The sequence below is a fragment of the Streptomyces gilvus genome (assembly GCF_022513565.1).
Classification (GTDB): Bacteria; Actinomycetota; Actinomycetes; order Streptomycetales; family Streptomycetaceae; genus Streptomyces; species Streptomyces gilvus.
Genome location: NZ_JAKWBE010000002.1, coordinates 103,990 through 129,725 on the forward strand (window position 1 = coordinate 103,990; position 25,736 = coordinate 129,725).

The 25,736-nt window shown below is 71.4% G+C and carries 25 protein-coding genes and 1 pseudogene; 11 read left to right on the plus strand and 15 right to left on the minus strand.

Annotated features, from left to right (window positions below):
- Positions 1 to 10: 10 nt before the first annotated feature.
- The gene (htpG, locus tag MKW14_RS04645; protein WP_240859074.1) at positions 11 to 1,918 is read right to left on the minus strand and encodes a molecular chaperone HtpG; all 1,908 of its coding nucleotides are present in this window, start codon (positions 1,916 to 1,918) and stop codon (positions 11 to 13) included.
- Positions 1,919 to 2,446: 528 nt separating this feature from the next.
- Positions 2,447 to 2,665: a hypothetical protein gene (locus MKW14_RS04650; protein WP_240859075.1), complete on the minus strand. Its 219-nt coding sequence runs from the start codon at positions 2,663 to 2,665 to the stop codon at positions 2,447 to 2,449.
- Positions 2,666 to 2,869: 204 nt separating this feature from the next.
- Here MKW14_RS04650 and MKW14_RS04655 point away from each other — a divergent pair, with 204 nt between their 5' ends.
- Positions 2,870 to 3,091, plus strand: coding sequence for a CarD family transcriptional regulator (locus tag MKW14_RS04655; RefSeq protein ID WP_240859078.1), 222 nt, complete (start codon positions 2,870 to 2,872; stop codon positions 3,089 to 3,091).
- A 596-nt stretch (positions 3,092 to 3,687) separates the two neighbouring features.
- Here MKW14_RS04655 and MKW14_RS04660 read toward each other — a convergent pair.
- On the minus strand, positions 3,688 to 4,209 hold the full coding sequence (locus tag MKW14_RS04660) for an NUDIX hydrolase (RefSeq protein ID WP_240859080.1): 522 nt from the start codon (positions 4,207 to 4,209) through the stop codon (positions 3,688 to 3,690).
- Positions 4,210 to 4,641: 432 nt separating this feature from the next.
- Between MKW14_RS04660 and MKW14_RS40830 the strand changes: the two are divergent.
- Positions 4,642 to 4,851 (plus strand): annotated as a pseudogene (locus tag MKW14_RS40830) (DUF6262 family protein); the annotation flags it as partial.
- A 335-nt stretch (positions 4,852 to 5,186) separates the two neighbouring features.
- A complete protein-coding gene (locus MKW14_RS04670) occupies positions 5,187 to 5,831 on the plus strand; it encodes a response regulator (RefSeq protein ID WP_374116535.1) in 645 nt (214 codons plus the stop codon).
- 87 nt (positions 5,832 to 5,918) lie between these two features.
- Here the strand turns inward: MKW14_RS04670 and MKW14_RS04675 are convergent, their stop codons facing one another.
- Complete coding sequence (locus tag MKW14_RS04675; RefSeq protein ID WP_240859082.1) at positions 5,919 to 6,971, minus strand: DUF6745 domain-containing protein; 1,053 nt, start codon at positions 6,969 to 6,971, stop codon at positions 5,919 to 5,921.
- Positions 6,972 to 6,993: 22 nt separating this feature from the next.
- On the minus strand, positions 6,994 to 7,320 hold the full coding sequence (locus tag MKW14_RS04680; protein ID WP_240859084.1) for a DUF8820 family protein: 327 nt from the start codon (positions 7,318 to 7,320) through the stop codon (positions 6,994 to 6,996).
- A 170-nt stretch (positions 7,321 to 7,490) separates the two neighbouring features.
- Between MKW14_RS04680 and MKW14_RS04685 the strand changes: the two genes are divergently transcribed.
- From MKW14_RS04685 to MKW14_RS04705, 5 genes are read left to right on the plus strand one after another with little or no spacing between them, the layout of a single operon-like run.
- A complete protein-coding gene (locus MKW14_RS04685) occupies positions 7,491 to 8,450 on the plus strand; it encodes an STM4015 family protein (protein ID WP_240859086.1) in 960 nt (319 codons plus the stop codon).
- On the plus strand, positions 8,447 to 9,613 hold the full coding sequence (locus tag MKW14_RS04690) for an STM4014 family protein (protein WP_374116536.1): 1,167 nt from the start codon (positions 8,447 to 8,449) through the stop codon (positions 9,611 to 9,613). The genes MKW14_RS04685 and MKW14_RS04690 overlap by 4 nt, the downstream gene beginning before the upstream one ends.
- Positions 9,610 to 10,425 (plus strand): STM4013/SEN3800 family hydrolase, encoded by an 816-nt coding sequence (locus MKW14_RS04695; RefSeq protein ID WP_240859646.1) that lies wholly within the window; start codon positions 9,610 to 9,612, stop codon positions 10,423 to 10,425. Before MKW14_RS04690 ends, MKW14_RS04695 begins: the two co-directional genes overlap by 4 nt.
- On the plus strand, positions 10,422 to 11,759 hold the full coding sequence (locus tag MKW14_RS04700; RefSeq protein ID WP_240859088.1) for an STM4012 family radical SAM protein: 1,338 nt from the start codon (positions 10,422 to 10,424) through the stop codon (positions 11,757 to 11,759). Before MKW14_RS04695 ends, MKW14_RS04700 begins: the two co-directional genes overlap by 4 nt.
- An 11-nt stretch (positions 11,760 to 11,770) precedes the next feature.
- Entirely contained in the window at positions 11,771 to 12,631 is an 861-nt protein-coding gene (locus MKW14_RS04705; protein WP_240859090.1) for an STM4011 family radical SAM protein, read from the plus strand.
- On the opposite strand, the gene MKW14_RS04710 is transcribed toward MKW14_RS04705, so the two are convergent.
- The gene (locus MKW14_RS04710) at positions 12,623 to 13,168 is read right to left on the minus strand and encodes a hypothetical protein (RefSeq protein WP_240859092.1); all 546 of its coding nucleotides are present in this window, start codon (positions 13,166 to 13,168) and stop codon (positions 12,623 to 12,625) included. The genes MKW14_RS04705 and MKW14_RS04710 overlap by 9 nt on opposite strands.
- Complete coding sequence (locus MKW14_RS04715) at positions 13,165 to 13,695, minus strand: ATP-binding protein (RefSeq protein ID WP_240859094.1); 531 nt, start codon at positions 13,693 to 13,695, stop codon at positions 13,165 to 13,167. Before MKW14_RS04715 ends, MKW14_RS04710 begins: the two co-directional genes overlap by 4 nt.
- 198 nt (positions 13,696 to 13,893) lie before the next feature.
- Between MKW14_RS04715 and MKW14_RS04720 the strand changes: the two genes are divergently transcribed.
- Positions 13,894 to 14,124: a DUF397 domain-containing protein gene (locus MKW14_RS04720; protein ID WP_240859097.1), complete on the plus strand. Its 231-nt coding sequence runs from the start codon at positions 13,894 to 13,896 to the stop codon at positions 14,122 to 14,124.
- Positions 14,125 to 14,223: 99 nt separating this feature from the next.
- The gene (locus MKW14_RS04725; RefSeq protein WP_240859099.1) at positions 14,224 to 15,144 is read left to right on the plus strand and encodes a helix-turn-helix domain-containing protein; all 921 of its coding nucleotides are present in this window, start codon (positions 14,224 to 14,226) and stop codon (positions 15,142 to 15,144) included.
- Between the two features lie 19 nt (positions 15,145 to 15,163).
- On the opposite strand, the gene MKW14_RS04730 is transcribed toward MKW14_RS04725, so the two are convergent.
- From MKW14_RS04730 to MKW14_RS04755, 6 genes are all read right to left on the minus strand, one after another.
- Positions 15,164 to 15,982, minus strand: coding sequence for an SAM-dependent methyltransferase (locus MKW14_RS04730; RefSeq protein WP_240859648.1), 819 nt, complete (start codon positions 15,980 to 15,982; stop codon positions 15,164 to 15,166).
- Positions 15,983 to 16,527: 545 nt separating this feature from the next.
- Positions 16,528 to 17,100, minus strand: coding sequence for a phosphatase PAP2 family protein (locus MKW14_RS04735; RefSeq protein WP_240859101.1), 573 nt, complete (start codon positions 17,098 to 17,100; stop codon positions 16,528 to 16,530).
- Positions 17,093 to 18,451 (minus strand): diacylglycerol/lipid kinase family protein, encoded by a 1,359-nt coding sequence (locus tag MKW14_RS04740; RefSeq protein WP_240859103.1) that lies wholly within the window; start codon positions 18,449 to 18,451, stop codon positions 17,093 to 17,095. Before MKW14_RS04740 ends, MKW14_RS04735 begins: the two co-directional genes overlap by 8 nt.
- Before the next feature lie 150 nt (positions 18,452 to 18,601).
- Entirely contained in the window at positions 18,602 to 20,161 is a 1,560-nt protein-coding gene (locus MKW14_RS04745; protein ID WP_240859105.1) for an APC family permease, read from the minus strand.
- A gap of 163 nt (positions 20,162 to 20,324) precedes the next feature.
- Positions 20,325 to 21,800, minus strand: a complete 1,476-nt coding sequence (locus MKW14_RS04750; protein ID WP_240859107.1) for an MFS transporter — start codon at positions 21,798 to 21,800, stop codon at positions 20,325 to 20,327.
- 105 nt (positions 21,801 to 21,905) lie between these two features.
- A complete protein-coding gene (locus MKW14_RS04755; RefSeq protein ID WP_308314578.1) occupies positions 21,906 to 22,640 on the minus strand; it encodes a DUF4097 family beta strand repeat-containing protein in 735 nt (244 codons plus the stop codon).
- A 393-nt stretch (positions 22,641 to 23,033) separates the two neighbouring features.
- Between MKW14_RS04755 and MKW14_RS04760 the strand changes: the two genes are divergently transcribed.
- Positions 23,034 to 24,236 (plus strand): carbohydrate-binding protein, encoded by a 1,203-nt coding sequence (locus tag MKW14_RS04760; protein WP_240859111.1) that lies wholly within the window; start codon positions 23,034 to 23,036, stop codon positions 24,234 to 24,236.
- A gap of 72 nt (positions 24,237 to 24,308) precedes the next feature.
- Here the strand turns inward: MKW14_RS04760 and MKW14_RS04765 are convergent, their stop codons facing one another.
- Both MKW14_RS04765 and MKW14_RS04770 read right to left on the minus strand, forming a co-directional pair.
- A complete protein-coding gene (locus MKW14_RS04765; RefSeq protein ID WP_240859113.1) occupies positions 24,309 to 24,773 on the minus strand; it encodes a hypothetical protein in 465 nt (154 codons plus the stop codon).
- A gap of 18 nt (positions 24,774 to 24,791) precedes the next feature.
- Positions 24,792 to 25,688 carry a PfkB family carbohydrate kinase gene (locus MKW14_RS04770; RefSeq protein WP_240859114.1) on the minus strand — a complete coding sequence of 299 codons (897 nt, stop codon included), beginning with the start codon at positions 25,686 to 25,688 and terminating at the stop codon, positions 24,792 to 24,794.
- Positions 25,689 to 25,736: the final 48 nt, after the last annotated feature.

The following is a 25,736-nucleotide window of genomic DNA, read 5'->3' on the forward strand; positions in this document are numbered from 1 at the left end:
CGCAACCGCGTCACCGCAGGGAACGCTCCAGCCGCTCCGCCACCAGCTTCACGAAACGCGCCGGCTCCTTCGGCCGGCCGCCCTCCGCGAGAACGGCCAGACCGTGCAACAGGTCGGCGGATTCGGCGAGTTCGCTCCGGTCCTCGCTCCCCTGGAACGCCTGGTTCATCCCCTGCACGAGCGGATGAGCCGGGTTGAGTTCCAGGATCCGCTTCGTCGGCGGCACCTCCTGGCCCATCGCCCGGTACATCTCCTCCAGCGCCGGGGTCAGATCGTGGGCGTCGGAGACGACACAGGCCGGGGACACCGTCAGCCGCGCGGACAGCCGGACGTCCTTCACGTCGTCCGCCAGTTGCTCCTTCATCCAGCCCAGCAGCCCGGCGTACTCCTCGGCCTGCTTCTCCCGCTCCTTCTCGGCCTGTTCCTCGCCCTGCCCATCGAGGTCGATCTCCCCCTTGGCGACGGACCGCAGCCGCTTGCCCTCGAACTCGCCGACGGCGTCGACCCACACCTCGTCCACGGGGTCGGTCAGCAGCAGCACCTCGACGCCACGGGCCCGGAACGCCTCCATGTGCGGGGAGTTCTCGAGGCTCTGCCGGGACTCACCGGTCATGTAGTAGATGTCGTCCTGGCCGTCCTTCATCCGCTCCACGTACTCCTGGAGCGTGGTCGCCCCCTCCTCGGCGTGCGTGCTGGCGAACGAGGCCACGGCGAGCAGGGCGTCGCGGTTGTCGGGATCGCCGAACAGCCCCTCCTTCAGCACCGCCCCGAACTCCCGCCAGAACGTGGCGTACTTCTCGGGAGCGTTGGCCTTCATCTCCTTGACCGAGGACAGCACCTTCTTGGTCAGCCGACGCTGGATCATCCGGATGTGCCGGTCCTGCTGGAGGATCTCGCGGGAGACGTTGAGCGAGAGGTCCTGCGCGTCGACGACCCCCTTGACGAAGCGGAGGTACGGCGGCAGCAGCGCCTCGCAGTCGTCCATGATCAGCACGCGCTTGACGTACAGCTGCAGACCGCGCCGGAAGTCCCGGGTGAAGAGGTCGTGCGGAGCGTGCTCCGGCAGGAACAGCAGGGCCTGGTACTCGAAGGTGCCCTCGGCCTGGAGGCGAATCGTCTCCAGGGGGTCGCGCCAGTCATGGCTGACGTGCTTGTACAGCTCGTGGTACTCGTCCTCGGAGACCTCTTCCTTCGCACGTGCCCACAGCGCCTTCATCGAGTTCAGCGTCTCGGGCTCGGAGGTCTCCTCGCCGTCGTCCCCCGCCCCGTTCGGCACGAGCCGGATCGGCCAGGTGATGAAGTCCGAGTACCGCTTGACGATCTCCTTGATCTTCCACACCGAGGTGTAGTCGTGCAGCTGGTTCTCGGGGTCGGCCGGCTTGAGGTGGAGCGTGACGGCGGTCCCCTGCGGCACGTCGTCCACTGTCTCCAGGGTGTACGTCCCCTCACCGCGCGACGACCAGCGCGTACCGGTGCTCTCCCCCGCGTGCCGGGTCACCAGGGTCATCTCGTCGGCCACCATGAAGCCGGAGTAGAAACCGACGCCGAACTGCCCGATCAGCCCCTCGGCGCCCGCCGCGTCCTGGGCCTCCTTGAGCTCCTGCAGGAAGGCGGCCGTACCCGAGTTGGCGATGGTGCCGATGAGCCGGCCGACCTCGTCGTACGACATTCCGATGCCGTTGTCCCGGACGGTGAGCGTGCGCGCGTCCGGGTCGACTTCGATCTCGATGTGCGGGTCGCTGGTGTCCGCCCCGAGGCTGTCGTCCCGCAGCGCGGCCAGACGCAGCTTGTCCAGCGCGTCGGAGGCGTTGGAGACCAACTCCCTCAGGAAGACGTCCTTGTTCGAGTACACCGAGTGGATCATCAGCTGCAGCAGCTGACGGGCCTCAACCTGGAACTCAAACGTTTCGGTCGGCATGGTTCGCGTACCCCTCACAGGTCCCTGGTCGCCGATGCGGACGAAAGCCACTGTGACGCGCCCCCGGCCCGGGGTCGAGGAATCCCGGCCCGGGCCACCCGACCCTGCCGATGCCTTCCTGACCGCCCTGTCGGCCCGTCCACGCGCTCGGCGACTCCACCCGCCCGACGGCGACGATTCGGCGTCCTTCGGGAAGGATCTTACGTCCAGCGGACACCGCGAGACCCTGGTCCCGCCGCCTGCAGCCGTCACTCGGTCCCTGATGGCAGACCGGCTCGCCCAGCGAGTCGCAGGGGGATGTCACCGAAAGTCGCCCAGGCACCGGCCGAGCGACCGAAGCCAGGAGAGGAGGGCAGCGCCGTCGGCTTCGACCCCGTCGGCGAGATGGGTGCCGAGTGTCCTGGCTGCGTGGACGTGTCCGGGCGTGTCGTCGATGAACAGAGCCTCAGCGGGACGGGCACCGATACCGCGGAGGGCCGCCGCGTGGATGTGGGGTGATGGCCCGTCGGTCCGTGCGGGTGGCAGGCGTCAGGGGAGCTTCTTCATCAGCCGTGAGCCGATCCAGTACGCGAGGACCGCGACCGCGAAGCTGGCGAGCGCAGCAGCCTCATACGTGTGGTCCTGGGTCAGTCGCTTCGTCGTTTCGATGGCCGGTCCGAAAGCGAGGAAGTAGCCGGACGTGGCCGCCAGGGTGGCTCCGGCCCTGTCCTTGGTCCACCGCGCCCTCGGCGCGGAGTCGCTTGTCACCGGACGGTTGTATCGGGGGCGCGGACTGTGCGCAAGATCGAGGTGATCAGGAGAGAGCGCACGGCGGCGGAATACCGGAACGGTGGGCCAGTTTTGGCGCCCTCGGTCTCGAAGGCCCAGGTCAGTGGGTTGGCGCCGTGCGGGTCGTCCATGGTTGTGCCGATGGCCACAGCGAGGGGGATCCGCGGTGGCGCATACTGAGCCATGACCAAATCCGCGTCACCGAAGCGTCATCTGCCCACCAGCCCCTTCAAGGCCCCGGTCGTACCGGCTCCGAAGCACTTCGCCGTGGGCGACCAGGTCACGCACGACATGTACGGCCTCGGCCGGGTCATCGGCATCGAGGACGGCATCGCGGCACTCGTGGACTTCGGCTCGGCGCAACAGCGGATCCTGAGCCCGTACGCGAAGATGACCAAGCTGTAGCACCCCCGCATGGCCGGTCACGGCACACCAGGCCCCTCATGGGGGCCTGTAACGGAAGGCAGACCTCTCATCGACCCGACTTCGCTGTTCTCCGCCCCGGAGCAGCAGCCCCGCCGTCCCTCAACCGCGGTATCGCCGCCCCCGACGACAGATCCCTTCCAGGCTCCGGACTTCGGGGAGGACGAGATCTTCGACCCCCAGCCACAGGAGACCATCCCGGACACGCGTTCGGCCCGGTCCAAGGCCGCGTAACGTCCACGCGTACAGGCGGGGCGGAGCGGGTTGATGTGCCCGGCCGCCGTATCCTGCTCCGGGCCGTCCGGTCCGCGCGTCGTCGCGGAGGCAACGGCGCGGGGGGCCGGGCGTGACGGGGGAGAGCGGGCGTGCAGCCACTCGAGGCCACGGATCCGGGCAGGGGCGGCGGTTTTCCGCTGCTGGCGCGGCTCGGTGCCGGAGGAATGGGACGAGGAGATCGTCCGGCTCCGCGAAGCGACCGCCAGGGGGCCCAAGGTCAGACGCCTTCTAATACCGCGAACCACCGTCATCGGCTCCTGCAGCTGATGCCTGCCCTGAACCGCTGCGACCCGCATCGCCGATCATCCGGCCGCTGGCTTGCCCGCACCGCTACCGAATCCGGACTCCAGATATCGGCGCAGGGCCTCCCGCCCTCCCGGAACGAAGACCCATGCATCAGCGACTTCACGCAGTTCGTCCACTGTCATCCAGTCCTGCCAGTCGATCTCAACCGGGTCCGGCACCAGAGCCGCTGGCACGACAGCCTCATGCACCCCGAACCAGACGGGGCTAATCCCTTGCCGGCAAAGGAACTTGAACAGGAACCGCACCGGCACACGAACGCCCAGCTCTTCAGTCAGCTCGCGGACTGCCGCCTGCTCATACGACTCGCCCACGTTCACGGCACCGCCGACCATCACGTCGTAGTAGCCCGGGAACCGGGACATCGTCTCAGCCCGTCGCAGCACCAAGATCCGCCCCTCGCGATCACGACAGATCGTCGTTGCAATGCAATGCGGCCAGTTCTCACGCACCGCCTCATCCCGGTCGACGATTCCCAACACGCGGTCATGCTCATCGACATGCTCAACCAGTTCACTCACGGAGGCACGATCTCAGCCCCCACTGACAACTGCCCGACGAGCACCCGAGGCAAGTGATCCGCACCACAGGACATCCCGCGGGGCAACACGCTCGACAATCGGCGTCGCGAACGGTGCCTCGAAGAGCGACCTACTCAATCGCCACACGAGGTCATCCGCACACGGCCTCTGCCGACACAAGGCACTCCATGGCGACGAGGCTGCTGCGAAACGGCGCCTCGCTCACGCAGATCCGTCGCTACCTCGGTCAGGTCTCCGACCGGATGGCCGAGCACTACGCGAAGGGCGCGGCCTCGGACATCGAAGACACACTCCAGGCGGTCTGGGTCGCGGGACCCGGGTCACCCGCACCGGGTGAGCCGCTGTCCGGCGACCGCCCGCTCTCCCAAGCCGAGGCCACGGTCCTGGCACTGGACCTCAGCCGCCGCCGCCATGCTCGACCGGATCCGCGACGTCCTCAGGCAGATGCGCCGCGAACGATCCCGGGTGACCTTCGCCGCGGTCGCCCGCCGGGCGGACGTCTCACGCACGTTCCTCTACCAAAACGGCGAAGCGCGACGGCTCGTGGAACGCGCAGCCGAGTCGGCTGCGTGCCAGACGGTCAAGGACCGGACGGAGAAGGCCGCCCACGCCGAAGCGGCCTGGCGCGAGCGGGCCCTCAACGCCGAGGAGATCACCAAGACGGCCAATCTGGAAGTGCGCACGCAGCGGGCCCAGATCGCCACCCTGCTGGGCCGCATCCGGGACCTCGAGAGCGGTCTGCCGGCCGACACCGTCCAGCGAATCGTAAGCGAGAACCACAGCCTCAAGCTGAAGATCCGGCAGCGGACGCAGGACAACAAGACCCTCGAGGACCGCCTCAAAGCGGCGCGGGACAACAACCGGTTCCTCGACAAGCGCATCGCCGATCTTGCGGCTGAGCCTCTCCAGGAGCGCGAAGGCGGCGGGGCCGGTGATCACCGCCGAGACCAGCAGTCTTGGTACTGCTCGGGCGGCGGGTGTTCTGGCCACTGGTCCCGGAGGTGGTCGGTGAGGCGGCCACCGGACGCGGGGCCTACGAACTGGCGCGCGACGCCCGCGCCGATGTCGTCGTCATGGACGTCCGCATGCCCGAACTGGACGGTATCGAGGCGACCGGTCTGATCGCCGCCGCCGAGGATCTGGCCGGTGTCCGGGTGCTGGTGCTGACCACGTACGGCACCGACGAGCACATCATCGCCGCGCTGCGGGCGGGGGCCAGCGGCTTCATCGTCAAGGACACCCTCCCGGCCGACATGCTGCAGGCCGTGCGCACAGTGGCCGCCGGCGACGCGCTGCTCTCCCCCGGTCCTACAGCCCGCGTCATCGCCCGTGTCCTGCGTCTGCCGGAGACGGCTTCGTCCCTGGACGCCCGCTTCACCCCCGAGCGCCTGGCTGCCCTCTCCTCGCGCGAACGGGAGGTCCTCACCCTCGTGGCCAAGGGCCTGAACAACACGGAGATCGCCCAGGCGCTGCATCTGAGCCCGTTCACCGCGAAGACTCACGTGAGCCGCATAATGAACCGGCTGGGCGCCCGCGACAGAGCCCAGTTGGTCATCATCGGCTACGAAACCGGACTGGTCGTGCCGGGCGGTGGCATCTGAGGTCGGCGACCCGGTAGCCACCGGGTGGTCGCCCGCCCAGGCAGGGCATGGGAGCCGGGCCGCGACACCGACCCGTGACCGGTGCCCTCACGTCTCCCGGACCGGTGCGTAGACCTCAGGCTCCAGGCCGAACGTCCAGGCGACGCCCGCCCTGGCCGTCCGGGTCGACGGCGGTACGCGCAGCCAGTAGGTGCGCCGGGTGCCGTCCGGTTCCGGGGTGGAGTTGAGCACCTCGACCATCACCACCGGTTCGTCGTCGGGCAGGTCGATGCGCCACAGGGTGCCGGTCTCGTCCTGGTGGACGGGGCGGGCCGCGGAATCGGCGAGGTAGCGGTCGTAGCCGTAGTACTCCAGCATCACCCGGCGCAGCTCCGCGTTCTCCTCGGCGCGGATGCGGTCCGGTGTGAGGGTGGGCAGTTCGGCTATGAACGTGGGCGGTACGGGCATGCCGCGCCAGGCGTGCAGGGCGAAGCCGTCGGGGTAGGCGAGGGCCGGGCCGTCGCCGTTGTCGAGGCGGCCCGCCTCGTCGCGGTGCAGGGCCACGGGACGCTCCGACGCCACGGCGACACGGGCGAAGGGCCACCACCAGCCGGCGCTGCGGCACACCTCGGCCAGGGCGCCGAGCGGGCCGTCGTCTGTGGGGAACGCGGCGAGCCAGGGGGCGTCGTGCTGGCCGAGCACGGCGTCCAGCAGGAGCAGGCGGACCTCCGCCGCCTCCTTGCCGGTGTCGCGGCCCACCAGATCCTCCAGGACGCCGGCGCTGATCCGGTCGACGAGAGGCTGGGTGGAGGCCCACAGGCGTGCGCCGGTCGCCGCCCAGTGCCCGGCCCAGCCCTCGGCGCCGAGTCGGGCGTGCAGCCGCCGCCTCTCCAGCGCCCAGGGAGCGGTGCGCAGCGCCTCGCGCACGCTGGGGCCCCGGTCGGTGAGCTGTCGTATCAGCGTCACGGCCGCGCGCGGGGAGTCGGCCCACACCACCTGCTCCGGTTCGGGAAGTCCCGCCTCGCGGTAGGCCCGCCGGATGCCGTGCTCGGCGGTCACACGGTCGGCGGGAGCGGTCGCGGAGGCGTACGCGCGCCACGTCGACAGGTCGGGGGCGCTGCTCGCCCGCGTCAGGGGCTCTTCGGTGTTCGTGCCGGTCATGTGCTGTGCTCCTCTGCGTTGTTCAGTCGGCGACGACGCGGACGGACCCGGGGACGTACTCCCGCTGTCTGATCACCCGGTACCAGCCCTTGGGCAGCGCGATCGCGGCGTGTTCCTCGTGCACCACCCGCCCGCCCTGGGGAAGGTGCAGCAGCAGCGGGCCGAACGGCCCCGGCTCGCACACCAGTTCGCCCGGCCCCACGACCGCGTGGGCGTGCCCGGTGACCTCACCCAGCGCCAGCACGAGGCGGCCCCGCCCGTCCCGTCGCTCCCTCGGCGCGTGGGCCACATGCGCCGGGACCGCGTCCTCCGTCACCGGCACGATCAGCACGTCTCCCTGCCTGAACACGGCTCTCCCCTCACCGCCGGGTGCACCACGCACCGGCCTCATGACCAAGACCGTAGGCGCCGCCACTGACAACGCCCCGAATCCCGCCCCACCGAGGGGCATTGTCAGTGGCTGTTGGTAGAACTGCCGACATCACATCCCGCGCACTCGTTCTCCTCAGGAGCAGCCGCATGACGATCCACAGCCATCTCGACGCGTTGTACCGGCTGCCCGCGCACACCTTTTCCGGCCCCGGAGCGCCGACGGACGGCCTGCCCGACGCGGAGTCGGTGGCCTGGCGGATCACTTCGGACGTGTACGACGCGGACGAGGACTGGACCGACGCCTTCGCCCGTTTCTGTGCCGCCGTCGACACCACCCGGGTGCGGGCGCTGATCGTGGGCGCCTGGCAGGAGGCGTACGACACCGACCCCTCCCCCGTGATCGCCGCCCTGCTCGCGGCGCGGGACCGCTTCCCGGCGCTGCGCGCGCTGTTCCTCGGGGACATGGTGATGGAGGAGTGTGAGATCTCCTGGATCAACCAGACCGACGTCACCGGGCTGTTGACCGGGTTTCCGGCGCTGGAGGAGTTCGGTGTGCGGGGTGGCTCGGGGCTGGGGTTCACCGCGCTGAGCCATGGTGCGCTGCGCCGGCTCGTCGTGGAGACGGGCGGGTTGCCCGCCGATGTGGTGCGGGGTGTCGGCGCCAGTGACCTGCCGGCGCTGGAGCACCTGGACCTGTGGCTGGGCACTCCCGACTACGGCGGTGACAGCGAGGTCGGCGACCTGGAGGGCATCCTGTCCGGCGCGCGGTTGCCGCGTCTGCGTCATCTGGCCCTGCGCAACAGCGAGATGCAGGACGCGGTGGCCGCGGCCGTCGCCGCCGCTCCCGTCGTCGCCCGCCTGGAGGTGCTGGACCTGTCCATGGGCGTGCTGACCGACGAGGGCGCCGGTGCGCTGCTCGGCGGACAGCCGCTCACCCACCTCAAGAAGCTCGATCTCCATCATCACTACCTGAGCGAGCCCTTCGTGGAGCGTGTCCGGCAGACGCTGGAGTCGGCGGGCGTGGAGGTCGATCTGGACCGCGGTGACGCGGACGAGGACACCGAGGACGACGGCACGGTCTGGCGCTATGTCGCCGTGGGCGAGTGAGTGCCCGCTTGGTGAGCCGAGCGGCGTCTGTTCCGCGTTTCGCCGTGGTCGGGAACCCGGGCAACCGGCGGGTGTCCCTCTTCGCCGACGCGGTGCGCGCGGCCGGCGTGTCCGAGCCGCGGCTCGTGCCGTGGGCGGACGTCCTGCGCGAGGGGGGTGCCGACTTCGCGGCGGACGAGATCGTGCGCGTCGACTCTCCCGGCGAGGATCCCGAGGTCGACCGTCTGTTGCGGAGTGTCTCGGACCCCACGCGGGTGGAGGGGTCGGCGCGTTGGTACGCGGGGTTGATCGCCGCGTTGCGGTCGCTGCGCGGCGGTGTCCGGCTGGACGATCCCGACGAGCTCGCGGTGCTGTTCGACAAGCGCCGTTGTCACGCCGTACTGGATGCGGCCGCAGTCGCGGTGCCGTTTTCGCCGACGTCGGGGCCGCAGGGCGCGGCGGTGCGGGGCTGGGAGGATGTGCGGACGCTGATGCGGGAGCACCGTATGCCGCGGCTGTTCGTGAAGCCGGCTCACGGGTCGTCCGCTTCCGGGGTTCTGGCCGTGGAGGCGGCCGGGGGTGGGCGGATCCGGGCGACGACCTCGGTGGAACTCAGCGCGGACGGCCGTCTGTACAACTCCCTCAAGGTGCGGCGGTACGAGCGCGAGCGGGACATCGCCGTCGTCGTCGACGCGCTGGCGCCCGACGGGCTGCATGTCGAGCGCTGGGTGCCCAAGGCCTCCCTGCAGGGGCGCGCGGCGGATCTGAGGGTGGTCGTGGTCGCCGGCCGGGCCACCCACGCGGTGGTCCGCACCAGCCGTACACCGCTGACCAACCTCCATCTCGGCGGCAGCCGTGGCGACCTGGAGGACGCCCGCGAGGCCGTGGCGGCCTCGGGGGTCCGTTGGGTGGACGTGCTGGAGGTGTGCGAGCGGGCAGCGGCCTGTTTTCCACGCACACTGTGCGTCGGCGTGGACCTGCTGCCGGCCGTCGGGTGGCGCAGAGCCTACGTCGGCGAGGTCAACGCCTTCGGTGATCTGCTGCCCCGGCTGACCGGTCTGCCCGGCAGCGGCGCCGAGGGACTGGACACCTATGCCGCGCAGGTGGCGGCCGCCCTGCGCACCCACCCGCGGCCCGCACCGCCCGTACAGAACAGGAACAGCGCATGTCCGAGCCCGACATGAAGGAGATCGTCGGCCGCGACGACCTTCTCCTCGTCACCCTCGACACACTCCGCCACGACGTGGCCGTCGAGCTGGCGGCCGAGGGCCGCATACCGAACCTGGCCCGTCACCTTCCGGGCGGCGCCTGGGAGAAGCGCCACGCACCCGGCAGCTTCACCTACGCCTCCCACCAGGCGATCTTCGCGGGCTTCCTGCCGACCCCGGCCGCACCGGGGCCGCATCCGCGGCTGTTCGCGGCGAGCTTCGCCGGCAGCGAGACCACCGCCGACGGCACCTTCGTCTACGACACCCCCGACCTGGTGTCCGGGCTGGCCAAGGCGGGCTATCACACCGTGTGCGTCGGGGGCGTCGGCTTCTTCAACAAGCGGGGCCCGCTCGGCTCGGTCCTGCCCGGACTCTTCGCCGAGTCCCACTGGGAGACCGGGTTCGGCGTGACCTCGCCCCAGTCCTTCGAGAACCAGGTCGCCCGAGCCGAAAGGATTGTTTCCCAACTCCCGTCGGAGCAGCGGCTGTTCCTCTTCGTGAACGTCTCCGCCCTGCACCAGCCGAACTGGTTCCATCTGCCCGGCGCGACCCGCGAGGCCGGGGACAGCCGCGCCACGCACGCCGCCGCGCTGGAGTACGTCGACCGGCACATCGGCCGTCTCTTCGCCGCCGCGAGTTCCCGGCGCCGCTGCTTCGCGATCGTCTGCTCCGACCACGGCACCGCCTACGGCGACGACGGCTACACCGGCCACCGCCTCGGCCACGAGTCCGTGTGGACCGTGCCCTACGCCCACTTCTTCCTCGACCCCGCCGAGGCCGCCCGATGACCACAGCGCAGCTCACCAGCCCCTACCAGCACTACGTGTACGCCTATCCGCACAAGACCGCCTACCGCCGGCTGCCCGACCGGCCCGCGCTACGGTCGCTGTGGACGGGCGAGGACAAAAGTGCTCTCTCCCTCTACCTGCACATACCGTTCTGCGAGGTGCGCTGCGGCTTCTGCAACCTGTTCACGCGCATCGGCGCGCCCGACGGGTTGACCGGCGCCTACCTGGACGCCCTGGAGCGGCAGGCCGACGCGGTGCGCGGGGCACTCGGCGACACGGGCGAGGTCCGCTTCGCCACCGCGGCCTTCGGCGGCGGCACGCCCACCTTCCTGACCGCGGCCGAGCTGTCGCGCCTGTGCGACATCGCCGAGCGGCGCATGGGCGCCGACCTGCGGGCGATCCCGCTGTCCGTCGAGGCGTCGCCCGCCACGGCCACCGCCGACCGTCTCGCCGTGCTGGCGGAGCGCGGCACGACCCGGCTGAGCCTGGGTGTGCAGAGCTTCGTCGACGCCGAGGCGCGGGCCGCCGTACGCCCGCAGCGCCGCGCCGACGTCGAGGCGGCCCTGGGCCGGGTCCGGGAGGCCGGCATCCCGGTGCTCAACATCGACCTCATCTACGGCATCGACGGTCAGAGCGAGCGCAGTTGGCGGCACTCGCTGGACGCGGCCCTGGCCTGGTGTCCGGAGGAGCTGTACCTCTATCCGCTCTACGTCCGCCCCCTGACCGGTCTCGACCGCCATCGCGGCGGGCCGGGCACCGACCCGGCCTGGGACGAGCAGCGGCTGCGCCTGTACCGCGCGGGCCGTGACCATCTCCTGGCGCAGGGGTACGTCCAGCAGTCGATGCGGATGTTCCGCAGGGCGGACGCTCCAGCGCAGGGTGCCGATGACTACGCCTGCCAGACGGACGGCATGATCGGCCTCGGGTGCGGGGCGCGCTCGTACACCCGGGGGCTGCACTACTCCTTCGACTACGCGGTGGGCATGCACGAGATCCGCGGCATCATCGACGACTACGTCCGCGCCGCCGACTTCGCCCACGCCGAGGTCGGCTACCGGATGGACGCCGGCGAGGCCCGTCGACGGCATCTGCTGCAGTCCCTGTTGCAGGCGGAGGGCCTGGAGGTCGCCGACTACCGTGCCCGGTTCGGGAGTTCTCCCGGCGACGACTTCGCCGCCGAGATCGAGGGACTGGCCCAGCGTGGCTGGCTGGCCGAGTCCGGGTCCGCGCGCCTGCGTCTGAGCGCGGAGGGGCTCGCCCACTCCGACGCGATCGGGCCGCGGTTGTTCTCTCCGGCCGTGCGGGCCGCGATGGCCGCGTACGAGAGGAAGTGACCGGCCCTTCCATGGACCTGACGATCCTTTACCGGGGGCCGCTCGCCTCCTGTGACTACGACTGTCCCTACTGCCCGTTCGCCAAGCGGCGCGATTCCACCGCGCAACTGCGCGCCGACCGGGCCGCCCTGGAGCGTTTCGCGGACTGGGCCGCCGCCCGGAGCGGTGATCGTCTGTCGCTGCTGTTCACTCCGTGGGGTGAGGGTCTGGTGCGCTCCTGGTACCGGCAGACCCTGGTGCGGCTGTCCCGTCTGCCGCACATCCGCCGGGTCGCCATCCAGACCAACCTCAGCTGCCGCACGGACTGGCTGGCGGAGGCCGATCCGGACACCCTGGCCCTGTGGTGCACCTACCACCCGGGGCAGACGCCGTACGACCGCTTCCTCGCCAAGTGCCGTGAACTCACCGATTCCGGCGTCCGTTTCAGTGTCGGTGTGGTGGGGTTGCCCGAGCATCTGGAGGCCGCCCGCCGGCTGCGGGCCGACCTGCCCGGCCATGTCTATCTGTGGGTCAACGCGGCCGAGGGGCACACCTATCGGGACGCCGACGCCGACCGGTGGACCGCGCTCGACCCGCTGTTCCCCTACAGCCGCCACCCGCACGCCAGCGCGGGCCTGCCCTGCCGTACCGGTGAGTCCGTGATCTCGGTCGACGGCGACGGCACCGTGCGGCGCTGCCACTTCGTCCGTGCCGAACTGGGCAATCTCTACGACGGCTCCTACCGCGCCGCCCTGCGCCCCCGGCCGTGTCCACTGGCCGTGTGCGACTGCCACATCGGCTATGTGCATCTGGAGACGCTGCCTCTGTACGACGTCTTCGCCGGCGGGGTTCTGGAGCGGATCCCGGCCGCGGTGCCGCTCCGGTCAGGGTGAGCGTGTGCTCGACCACACGGCGGGGCTCCCGCCCTCCGGGGCAGCCAGTGCGGTGGCCAGTTCCTCGGTGGCGTCGACCAGTTCGGCGTCCGGTTCGCTCAGCAGTCGCGGGATGGCGTCGCTGTGGGCGCGGACGGCGCGGCGGGCGGCGTGCTCCCAGGCGATGTGGTCGCCGTGGCGGTGGCGCAGTTTGGGGTAGGCGGCGGCCGTGGTCTCCCACTGGCGGGCGCCGGCGATGTTGCGGAGCAGGTGCAGGATCTGGGCGCGGCAGGTGACCTGGGGACGCTGGGCGAGGTCCCACAGGAACGGGACGGTGACGGCGGTGGCCTGGTCGACGACGAAGCCGTGGCGGCAGATGCGGTTGCGCAGGCCCGCCAGCGCGGTGTGGGCGGCGCCGGCGTCGCCCGAGGCGAGGGCGGCGAGCAGGTAGGGGATGGCGGCGGCGGATCCGGTGGTGTCCTTGATCTCGCGCCAGGGCACTCGTGTGACGTCGCCGAGGGTGGTGGGCGGCCGGTCGCCGCTGATGGGGGCGTTCATCGCTGCGGGCTGTCGCCGTGTCCCCCGTCCGGGATGCGGCGCCGGGTGGGCAGCATGGCCCAGACGGTCTTGCCCGCGAGGGCGCGGCGGGTCCAGCCCCAGTGTTCGGCCAGGGCGTCGACGATGCGCAGGCCGCGGCCGTTCTCGTCCAGGTCGTCGGAGGCCGGCCGGCACGTCGGTACGGCGGTGTCGGGGTCGCTGACGGCACAGACGAGGTGAGTGGTGCGCAGGGTCAGCCTGAGCCACACCTCGTGCTCGGTGGCCGGGTCGGGCCGGGCGTGGGTGAGGGCGTTGGCGACGAGTTCGGAGACGATGCTCAGCGCGTCGTCGCGGCAGTGGTCCAACCGCCAGTGTCCGAGCGTGTGTTCGGTGAAGGCGCGGGCCTGGGCGCTTTCCCTGCCGGTGCCGGACAGGCACAGGGTGGCGGTCCGGGGGGCGCGGCGCGCGGGTGCGGCGAGGAGCGGGGCGAGGTCCTCCGAGCGCGCGGGTGGGTCGAACAGGGCTGCTGGGTGCGCGGGCGACGACACAGCACCTCCTGAGAGGACGACAGGACGGGCGCCAGCGGGGGCGGTTGACGCCCTGGTTATTATCCACGCTGAGAGCAGGTTCGTGCAATTTCACGGAAAATTGCATGCGCTGAACGATGCAGCCGACGCCACGGGCGGCCCTCCACCGGTTGCGGTGGCAGGCCGCTGATGTGGCGCAACACGAGCAAGGAGAGTGCCGTGCCGTCAGTTCGTAACGGGGTGCGGGCCAGCGCGCTGGGCGTGGACTGGGTCAAGAGCCGTCACAGCAACGCCGAGGGCAACTGCGTGGAAGTCGCCGCCCTGCCCGAAGGAGGCGTCGCCGTGCGCAACTCCCGCGACCCGCACGGGCCCGCGCTGGTCTACACACCGGCCGAGGTGGCCGCCTTCATCGCCGGCGCGAAGGACGGGGAGTTCGACCACCTCGTATGACCCGGCTCTCTCCCGGACGCCACTTCCCGCGGCACGGGCGCCGAGAGGCAGAACAGTGCGATAATGCGCCCTGTTGTCGTCTGCGTACCGGGAGTCAGGATGTCGTCCGAGTCACCTCGCGTCTCCCGCCTCGAACCGTATCTGGATCGCACCGAACCGGCCCCGACCCTGCTGAAGATGCTGGTCGGGGTGCAGTTGGCGGGTTTCCGCGAGGATGTCGGCCTCTCGCAGGAGCAGGCCGCTCGCGCCGTGGGGTTCAGCCCGGCGAAGCTGTCGCGCATCGAGGCGGGCAAGGGACGTCGGCCGCCCACCGAGGATGATGTCCGGGCGCTGCTGCAGCTGTACAAGACGGACGACCACGAGACGTCGGTCCTGTTGCAGCTGCTGCGGCGCGCCGGGGAACCGGGATGGTGGCAGCGCTTCGACAAGCGGCTGATGCCCGAGTGGTTCGACCGGCTCGTCGGGCTGCAGGAGGCGGCCGAGGCGATCCGTACCTTCGAGATCCAGTACGTTCCCGGACTGCTGCAGACCCCGGCCTACACCCGTGCCGTGGTGGAGCGCGGCCTGCCCTCGGCGCCGGCCCGCGAGGTGGAGCGGCGGGTGGAACTGCGCACGCGGCGACGGGAGTTGCTTCAGCGGTCGGACCCGCCGCAGCTGTGGGCGGTGGTCGACGAGTCGGTGCTGTGGCGTGTGCTGGGCAGCCGCGAGGTGATGCGGGATCAGCTCGAGTACCTGGTCGAGATGGCGCAGCTCCCCCACGTGACCGTGCAGATCGTCCCCCTGGACGTCACGAACGCCTCGGCACCGGCCATCCCCGTCACCTATCTGCGCTTCGGCGGCCTCGAACTGCCGGACGTGGTCTACCTCGAGCACATCAGGAGCGCGACGTTCCTGGAGGACCGCGACGAGACGGAGGAGTACCGGGTGACCCTGGACCGGCTGGCGGACGAGGCCCTCAACCCCCGCGAGTCCCTGACCCTCCTGCGCGAGACGGCCGCGGGGCGGTACGGGGCCCGGTGACCCGGGCCGCCGCTGCCGGCTAACGGAGGCGGCCCACCCCGCCGAACTCGATCCACTCCTGGGTGAGCTGACGCGGCGCCACCTCGTTGTCCGGCCGCCAGGTGGACACCTCCACCAGGCCGGGCTCCAGGACGTCCATCCCCTCGAACCACTCGGCGACGTCCTTCTCCTGCCGCACCCGCCCCCAGTGGCCCTGGGTCGCCTGGTCCATGAAGTTCGTGACGAACTCCCGCACTTCCGCGTCCTCGCTCACCAGTTGGCACATCACCAGGTAGCTGCCGGGCACGAGCCGTTCGGCCACGCGGCGCACCACCGCGACCGGCCCGTCGGTGTCGCTGTCGGGGATGCAGTGGAAGACCGAGTTGAACAGCACGGCCACCGGCTGCGAGAAGTCGATCAGCCGCTCGGTGTCGGGGTGGGAGAAGATCGTGTCGGTCTCGCGCAGGTCCGCCTGGATGACGGCGGTGCGGTCGTTCTGGTCGAGCAGGGCGCGGCCGTGCACCAGGACCATCGGGTCGTTGTCGACGTAGACCACCCGCGCCTGCGGGTCGACCCGCTGTGCGACCTGGTGCACGTTGTCCTGCGTGGGCAGGCCGGAGCCGTGGTCGAGGAACTGGCGCACGCCGTACTCCTGCGCCAGCGTCCGCACCACCCGCTGCAGAAAGCGCCGGTTGTTCTGCGCCAGCGCGCGCGTGCTCGGAACCACCTTGTCGAGTTCCTCGCAGGCGGCCCGGTCGACGGCGTAGTTGTCCTTGCCGCCCAGATAGTGGTCGTACATGCGCGCGGCCGTGGGCACCGTCGCATCGATCTTCGTGGACAACTGCTTCCCGGACTCCATCGTCTCCCCCACTCCCGCACCGGACCCGGCGCACCCGAGCGCCAGGCGATACATCCTAGGGACAACGCACTTGACCCAACCACCCACTTGATCGAACCGCCCGCAACCGGTGCCGTGCCCGGCCGTCGGAACGCACCGTTGGAGTGACGGTCCATGTCACACGACCCGTACTCGTTCATGGAGGGCCCACCCGGTGAAGGAGCTCAGGTGACCCTGCGCGAGGACGATCCCCGGTCGGTGGGGGGATACCGGATCGAGGCGCGCATCGGGACGCCGGCGACCGCGACCTGCGTGTCTTCAGCGAACCGTCCCTGCACGACGGCCGGTTGTACGTCACCCTGCCGGACACCAGCGTCCTCGCCCTCGATCCGCGCACCGGCAAGGAGATCGGACGCACCGGACGCTCCTTCGGCACCACGGGACAGTCCTTCGAGCAACTGTCGCCGAGCGCCGTACCGCCCCCGCTGGTCGGCAAGGTGCTGTACGGCGTCAGCGGGCCGGGCGTCTTCTCGGTGGGCGACGTCCCCCACCCCGCCGAGCCGTGGCTAGATGTGGCGGGCGGCGGCCAGGACCGTGGCTGCCGCTCCGGTGCCCAGGACCGCGCCGGCGATGACGTCGCCCGGGTAGTGCACCCCGGTGTGGACGCGCGAGTAGCCCACGGCGACGGCCAGCAGGCCCAGGGGCACCGTCGCGACGGGCAGCGCGGGGCCGACCGCGGCGGCGAAGGCGACGGCCGAGGCGGTGTGCCCGGAGGGGAACGACGCGGACGCGGGCATCGGCACGTGCCGCCCCGGGAACGGCGAGTCCACGGCGCGGTGGGGACGTGGCCGTCGTACGAGCCGCTTGCCGAGCAGGTTGGCGGTGGCCGAGGCGACGCCGATCGCCGCGACTCCGAGGGCGGCGGCGCGCCGGGACCGGCCGGGGCACAGCGCGAGTGTCCCGGCGACGGCGAAGGAGATCTTGGAGTGGTCGGCCGCCGCGGACAGCCGGCGCAGCGCGGAATCCAGCGCGGGTGTGCTGGTGACCGTCACGGCCTCGTACAGCGCCTGGTCGAGGGCGGCGAGATCACGCAGCAGGCCTCGCGGTACACGTTGTTCCCGCGGGGTGCGGTCAGCCATCGCTGTGCTCCTGGTTCTTCTCTCGTGGGTCGGGCGCCCGGTGGAACGCGAGGCGCACGATACGCCGCCAGTCGACGGACGGTGCGACGTACGGGGCGCCCGGCCTGTGTCTGGGCACACGTACCCGCAGTGCGCCGGGACGTATCGTGCACACCACGGGCGTGGGCAGGGTGAGTGCCTCACCGTCCACGGCGACCGGAATGAGCTCCGCCTCGGACTCGACGACCACTCGGCGGGGCGCCAGGGTCGTGATGCCGCTGGCCCGCTCCCCCAGCAGCGCCACCTCGGCGGCCTGGGCCGCGCCCTCCACCCGGACCGCGATCACGCCGAGCCTGCCCGTGTCGAGCCGTTCCCTGCGCGCACCCCCCAGGGGGTCGGCCCGGACGTAGGGGTTGTTGCTGACCAGCACCGCCTGCGGGGCCTGCAGCCGCTCCTCGTCGGCCCGGGCCGTCAGCGCGGTGCTCGCGTCGCCGGTCAGCAGGTCCGGCAGCTGGTCGAGCGCGGTGGCCGCCTTGGCCTCGCGGTACTCGGGGCTCTGCACGATGTGCGCGTAGGTGCCGAACGAGGCCGTGTTGACGAACGGCCGGCCGGCCACGTCCCCGAGGTCGACGCGGAGTTCCACCCCGTCGGTGAGGGCGTCCAGGCTGCGCGCGGGGTCGTCGCGGTCCAGACCGAGGTCCAGGGCGAAGTGGTTGCGGGTACCGGCGGTCACCACCATGAACGGCAGGCCGTGTTCGGCGGCGACACCGGCCACCAGGGCCTGGGTGCCGTCACCGCCGGCCACCCCCAGCAGGTCGGCGCCCTCGGCGACGGCCTGCCGGGCCAGCGCCACCGGATCCGGGGAGGTGTCCAGGTCGAGCAGGATCACCCGGGCGCCGAGGGCTTCGGCCCGCTCCACCAGCCCGAACTTGCCGACCTTTCCGCCGCCGGAGCGCGGGTTCATGATCAGTACGGGGTGGCGGGGCCTGCGCGCGCTGCGGGAATGCATGCCGTGCGGCTTGCGCAGCCTGCGCAGCGCGCTGCGCGCACAGGCGAGCGCCGCGGTCCAGGCGGCCACGGCCCCCACCGCCACCAGCCACAGGCCGGACACCGCGTACAGCACCAGAACGGCCAGCGGCGCCACGACCGCCAGCAGGGCGCCGACGAAACGGGCGATGCCGCGGTGCGCCAGCGCCCACCAGATGCCGGCCCCGGCCAGGGCGAGTCCCACCAGCCCCAGCAGCAGGATCAGCCACTTCCCGGCGCCCGCGACCACGGCGGCCACGGCACCGGCGACGCACACCAGGGAGAGCCGGGCCAGCAGTCGTGCCGAGCCCGGCGCCGTCTCACCTGTCCTTCGAGTCGCGTGCATGATGCGTCGGGCGGTCCCCGGGGTCCCTGGTCCGCGTGCTCGACGCCATCGGTCTCCTCGGTGCTCCGGGTGCTGCCCAGCCTCCTCCCCATGGTGGCCGCGGCCCGCGTCTCCGGCATCCCGGCGGTCCGCGGTGCGGACCGTGAGCGTCTACCCCGTGATGCCCGGCTTCAAGTCGTCGGGGTTCCGGTCGGCGGCCGCCGCGGCGCGGGTCGGCGCGCCCAGGGCCCAGAACAGGACACCGAAGAGGATGAAGAGGGCCAGGGGGATGGCCTCCGTGAGGAGGTACTTGACGCGCTCGCCGTGGCTCCAGCCGTCCGGGGCGTAGGCGGAGCTGAACCAGTGGTCGCCGGCGCCGGGAGCGACCAGCTGCAGCGTCGCGAACAGGATCAGCGCGGTCAGGACGATGCTGATGGCGAGGGGGTACGGCGCCTTGTAGGGGCGGGGGACGTCGGGGGCCTTGCGGCGCAGCACCGGCAGGGCCGGGAAGATTCCCAGGTAGCTGACGAGCGTGGTGGAGACGGCGAGGCCGAGGACGGCGCCGAAGAGCTTGGCGGCGCTGCCGTGGGTCAGCTCGTGGGCCAGGACCAGGACGAGGGTGGAGACCAGGCCGCTGAGGATGTTGACGCGCACGGGGGTGCCGAAGCGGCTGGAGATCACGCCGAGGAAGCGGGGGGCCGCGCCGTCGTAGCCGGAGACGGCCAGGGCGCGGTCGGAGCCCATGACCCAGGTGACGCCGGAGGAGAGCACCGTGAGGATGAACATGATCGCGGCCAGGTCGCCGAGGACGCTGCCGGCGCCGCTGAGCGTGGCGGTGCCGTCGGCGGAGACGTGGCCGCCGTAGACCGTGAAGACCTGCCGCATCGCGTCGATGAAGCCGCCGAGGCCCGAGATGGCCTTCACGGGCAGGACGAGCAGGATGCCGAGGATCGGCAGGGCGTAGAGCAGGACGGAGAGGACGGCACTGCGGAAGATGGCGAAGGGGACGTCCTTCTGGGCGTCGGTCATCTCCTCGCCGGCGGTGTTGGGCAGTTCGAAGCCGACGTAGTTGAACATCAGCAGCGGCACCAGGGCGACGAAGCCGGCGTACGTCGGGGAGAAGTCGCCCGCTCCGAAGCCGTGCAGGCCGTGCTTGACGCCGTAGACCACGACGGTGAGGGTGAACAGGCCGAGGAGCAGGAAGCGGCTCCAGGCGCCGAGGGTGGGGATCCACTTGCCGATGTCGAAGGAGAGGATCGCGGCGAGCACGCCCACCCAGACGAACAGGAGGGTGAACACGTAGAAGGCCGGGGTGCTCAGGTCCTTTCCGTCGTTGAAGAAGGTGGTGTAGGCCGTCACGGCGGAGACGGACAGGGTGCCGCCGAGCCACACCGGGTTGGTGATCCAGTACAGGAAGTTGTTGACGGCTCCGGCGAGGCGTCCGAAGGCGCGGCTGGTCCATATGTAGGGGCCGCCCTCGTCGGGGAAGGCGGCGCCGAGTTCGGCGGTGAGCAGGGCGGAGGGGATGAAGAAGACGGCGGCCAGCACGATGAGCCAGGTGAACGCCTCGGCGCCGTTGGAGGCGACGCTGCCGATGGTGTCGACGCCGACGATGGTGCACAGCAGGAAGAAGAGGATGTCGAACCGGCCAAAGTGCTTGCGCAGCTTCTGCCGTTCGGTCTGGGCCGCCGGCGGCGGGGCCGGCTCGAAGGTCGTGGGGCCAGCAGTCACCGGGAGCTCCTGTGTGCTTGTACCGACAGGTGAGTTTTGGCCAATGATCTTGCGATATCGGACGGCCCACAAGCGGTCATGGACAACTCTTGACCATCGCTTCTCCGGGTGGTTGTACCGGTAACATCGGCGAAACACGGGAGCGTGGCCGTGCGCCGGTGATTCAGCCGTGGTCGGCGTGCAGGTGGCTGTGCGAGACCTCGGGGGGACAGGGCTCTCGCTTCCCGCGGCGGTGGCGGCGCCAGTCGTGGACGGCGAGGCTCAGTCCGGTGATGACGGGCAGGACGCCCAGGCCCACGGAGGTGGCGACGGCGGTCCGGTAGTCGTGGTGGGCGGCGCCCAGGACCAGGTAGAAGACGCCGGGCAGGGCCGCCGTGCCGATGGCGCCGCCCAGGCGCTGTCCGGTCTGCAGGGCGCCGCCGGCGGCCCCGGCCATGCGGACGGGTACGTCCCGCAGGGTCATGGTCACGTTGGGGGAGATCACGCAGCCGCTGCCCAGGCCGCCGAGGAAGAGGACGGGGAGGGCGAGCCAGGTCGCGACGTCGGCCGGGGCCAGGCGCAGGACCAGGGCGGTGCCGCCGAGGCCGAGGATGACGCCGACGAGACCGCAGACGGTGAGCAGCCGGCCCAGCCGGTCGACCAGGCGTCCCGCGACCGCGGCGGCGAGGGCGGAACCGAGTGCGAAGGGGGTCACCGCGAGTCCCGAGCGCAGGGGGGAGTAGTTCAGGCCGTTCTGGAAGAAGAGGGCGAACACCAGCCACACGCCGCTGAAGCCGATGAAGTACAGGGTGGCGATGCCCGCGCCGATGGCGTATCCGCGGACGGTGGTGACGAGGCGGGGGTCCAGCAGCGGCCGGCCCTCGCGGGCCAGGACGCGCCGCTCCCACTGGGCGAAGACGCCGAACAGGGCGAGGCCCAGGGGAAAGAGCCACCACAGGCGTCGTACGCCGCCGGACTCGGCCAGGACGAGGGGCAGCATCAGGGCGAGGACAGCGGTGCCGAGGAGGACGACGCCGCCCAGGTCGAGGCGTTCCCGGTGGCCCGGCGCGGTACTGGGGAGCAGGCGCAGGCCCAGCAGCAGGGCGGCCAGGCCGATGGGCACGTTGACGTAGAAGATCCAGCGCCAGCCCTGGGGGCCGTCGGCCAGGGTGAGGATGAGACCGCCGACGACGGGGCCGACGGCACTGGAGATGCCGACGGTCGCCCCGAACAGGCCGAAGGCGCGCCCGCGTTCGGCTCCGCGGAACATCTGCTGGATGAACGCGGAGTTCTGGGGGGCGAGGCAGCCCGCGGCGACGCCCTGGGCCAGGCGGGCGGCGACGAGCAGGGAGATCGAGGGGGCGGCGCCGGCGGCGGCGCTGCACACGACGAAGGCGGTCAGCGCCAGGAGGTAGATGCGGCGCCTGCCGATCGCGTCGCCGACGCGGCCCGCGGTGACCAGGACCAGGGCGAAGGCGAGCGCGTAGCCGGAGACGACCCACTGGATGGCGGGGGCGGAGGCGTGCAGGTCGCGCTGCATGGAGGGGAGCGCCACGGCGACGATCGTGACGTCGAGCAGGCTCATGAACCCGGCCACCAGAGTGACCCACAGCGCTTTCCAGCGTCGCGGGTCGGGGGTGTCGTTCGCCTGCGTCGGCACTGCTCCTCCTTCACGGACCGGGTGACCGGTGGGGCGCGGTCACGTCAGCGCCGGGTACCCGGGGACGCGGGTGTGTCCCGTGAAGGCGCACCGAAGAGGGCGGGTTCACTCCTGGTGGGCGTCGACATCGCCGTTGACGGTGGTCAGCTTCATGGTGGGGCCTGTGCGGGCGTCGTGGGTGGGCACGTCGACGGAGGTGCGGCCGTTCCGCGTCCCGGCCGTGACGCCGTAGGCGGGGGCGTCGTGCGGGAGGGTGACGTCGACGGAGCCGTTGGCAGTGGTCGCGGAGATGCCCGAGGGGGCGGTGGTGCAGGCGAGGGTCACGTCGCCGTTGACGGTGCTCGCGTGCAGCCGGCCCGCGGCGAGTCCGCTCGCGCGGACCGAGCCGTTGCGGGTGGTCAGGCGCAGTGTGGCGGTGTCGTCCCCGGCGCGGGTGACGGTCACGTCGCCGTTGACGGTGCTCAGGTCCAGCGCGGCCGCGATCCCCACCGCGTCGATGCCGGCGTTGCGGGCGCCGGCGGTGACGCTCATGCCGTCGGGGATCTTGACGTACGGCATGCGGGGGCACGGGCCCGCGCACGACAGGTCGAGGGTCAAGGTGCGGTCGTGGTGGGACCAGGCGGTGTGGACGTGGTCGTCGACGGTGACGCGGTGTCCGTCGGCCGGACGCAGACGCAGGCCGTTGTCGGTGGTGATGACGAGGTGGTCACCCGATGCCGGGCGCGGGGAGGTCTCGGCGGCCGAGGTCCGGGACGCCTCGCGTCCGCCGTCGCCGCACGCCGCCGTGGCCGCGAGCAGGGACAGTACGGCCGTGAGCAACAGCGCGGGTCTTGAGGGCATCGCCTTCATGGGCGTACGAGTGCCCCGTGCCGGCGTCCGTATGACGGGGCGTCGGGCGCAACGAAAGGGCCCCGCCCCGGAGTTACCGGAGCGGGGCCTTCAAGAGCGCCGGGCAGGCCTTGCACCTGCATTTCCCCGCAGGAAGCGGGGCGTCTTTCCTTGGACCACCAACGCACGACCAAGAGGCGGGAGTTCCCGGCCGCTCGCTCTGCGTTCATCCTATCGCACCTCAACCGCCGCTCTGACCACACCGGTTGGCCCCCGCAACACACCACCGACAGTAAAGTGAAGGTATGGTCTAGACCAAAACGCGCCTTGGTCTAGACCGAAGTATGGACGCGGCCCCCGGGACGACACGAAGCTGGGGCACCCCCACTCCACAGGAGGCACACCGTGAAACGCCTTCGCGCATGTCTCGGCGCGGCCACCGGCGTCCTGCTGACCGCCGCCGGAACCACGGCCCTGGTCGCCGGCCACGCCTCGGGCGCGACCACCGCGCTCGACAACCGCTGGTACGCGGCGGCCCCGTACCTCATGCCGCTCGACAACGACCCGCCCGACCCGGCCGCCATCATGGACGCCACCGGCCTCAAGGCCTTCCAGCTCGCCTTCGTCCTCGCCCCCAACGGCGGCGGCTGCTCCCCCACTTGGGGCGGCACGGCACCCGTCTCCTCGGACACCGCCGTGCAGTCCGTCATCGACACCGTCCGAGCCAAGGGCGGGGACGTCTCGATCTCCGTCGGCGGCTACGGCGGCACCAAGCTCGGTCAGACCTGCGCGGACGCGGCCGCCACGGCGGCGGCCTACCAGCAGGTCATCACCAAGTACGGGCTGCACGCCATCGACTTCGACCTGGAGGAGCCGGAGTACGAGAACACCGCCGCGATCAGGAACGAGATCGGCGCGGCGAAGATACTCCAGCAGAACAATCCGGGCCTGTACGTCTCCGTGACCACCGCCGGCACCGCCGACGGCACGGGCTGGTTCGGCAAGCAGATGCTGCTGGAGGCGAAGTCGCAGGGGTTCACGCCGAACAACTTCTCCATCATGCCCTTCGACGGCGGCTTCAACGGGGCGGCGTCGCAGACCAGCGCGCTCACCAACTTCAACGCCATCCTGCAGTCCACCTTCGGCTGGGACCAGGCGACGGCCTACGCCCACGAGGGCTTCTCCGGCATGAACGGGCGCAGCGACTCCGGGGAGATCTTCACCCAGGCCGACTTCCAGACCGTGCTGGACTACGCCACGGCCCACAACATGGACCGCTTCACCTTCTGGTCGCTCAACCGGGACCGCCAGTGCAGCCCGGTCGACAACGGCGGCCGTACGTCCGGCACCTGCTCCAGCGTGGCGCAGAACTCCTGGGACTTCGCGAAGTACTCGGTGAGGTTCGCGGGCACCACACCGCCGTCCACGACACCCACGCCCCCTCCGCCGCCCACCGGGTGCAAGACCGCCTGGAGTTCGAGCGCGGTGTACACCGCCGGGGACGAGGTGTCGTACGAGCAGCACAACTGGAAGGCCAGGTGGTGGACGCAGAACGAGGTGCCCACCGCCTCCGACTGGGGTGTCTGGCAGGACGAGGGGGCCTGCTGAGAGACTGCGGGAAAGGCCGGGCACGGATCAGGTCGCGAACTGACCGCTCCGTGCCCGGTCGCTCGTCGCGCGTCAGATACGGCCGCCGGTCAGACGAGTGATCGGGCCGAGGGAGCGACGGCCGGCGCGGCGGCCCGCCGCGTACGTCGTGGCGCCGAGCGCCGTCAGGCCCGCTCCCACGCCCGCCGCGAGGGCCTTGCGGTGGGCGATCGCCGTCCAGGCCGTCCTGGCGACGGCGGCGGCCTGACCGGAGGCGGCGATGACGGCCTGGCGGCCGGCTTCGACGCGCTCGGTCGCGGCGTGGGCGACCGCGGCGGTCGTCCCTGCCGCACGCTCGGTCGTCTCCGCGGCGGTCGACGCCAGGTCAGCGGTCTTCTCGGCGGTCTTGTCCGCGGTCCTGGAGGCCGGGGCGGTCGCCTTCGCCGTGGTCCGGCGGGCCTTGGCGGCCGTGCTGCGCACGGATCCGGAATCTCGATTCGTGTCGTTGTTCGATGGGCTCATGGAATCCGCGTTGCCGCTCGATGCGACGGCAAACACGTTCCGGCCGACTCGGTGTCACGCTCCGCGCATCCAGGCGCGGGTGCCGAAGGATGCGCAAGCCCGCGAGGCCACCGCGGCCGCGTCACGCAGGGCGCCCGCGAAGGTCTGTGACGTCAAGTCTCCCGAGCCCGCGAGGAGATGGGCGAGGGCGCCATGCAGGACGTCACCCGCGCCCAGTGTGTCCGCGACCGGCACGGCGGGCACCTCCACCGTGCCGGAGGCCTCGGGCCCCGCCCATTCGACGGGCCCCGCTCCCCCGCTGACGGCCGACCAGGTGACCCCGTGGTCCCGTAGGTACCGCAGTGTGCCGGCCGGCGTGCGGGTGCCGGGCGGGTGGAAGTCGGCCGAGCAGACGGCGACGTCGATCAGCGGCAGCAGCTCCTGGGTGCCGTCCTTCCAGCTGCCGCCGTCGAGGAGGGTCGGGCGGCCGGCGGAGCGTGCGGCGCGTGCCGCGGCCAGGGCGAGGTCCCCGTGGTGGCCGTCGAGCTCGACGATGTCACTGGCCGCCACCAGGGCGTCGAGGTCGCCGGGCGGGGCCAGGCGGTGACGGGTGGCGTTGGTCGAGGCCACCGCCCGCTCGCCGGTGGCGGCGGTGACCAGGACGGAGGAGACGGCGGGCGGCTCGCTCGACTCCGCCGCCAGGTCGGTCACCGTCACGCCCAGCTGTCGCAGGTCCGCCGTGACGGCCCGGCCCAGGGGGTGGGAGCCGATCGCCGTGAGCAGCCGCGCCCGGCCGCCCAGGTGGGTGAAGGTCACGGCCGCGTTCGCCGCCGGGCCGCCCGCGGCGACGGTCTGGTCGCGTGAGGTGAGCTTCTCGTCGGCGCCGGGGACGCGATCCACCAACTGGATGACGTCGAGGGTGCACAGACCGACGAAGAGCCCGGCGGGGTGTGTGCGTGTCGTCGGTTCCACGCGTCCAGCATGCACGGCCGGCATTTACTAACAATTGATTGAACAGTC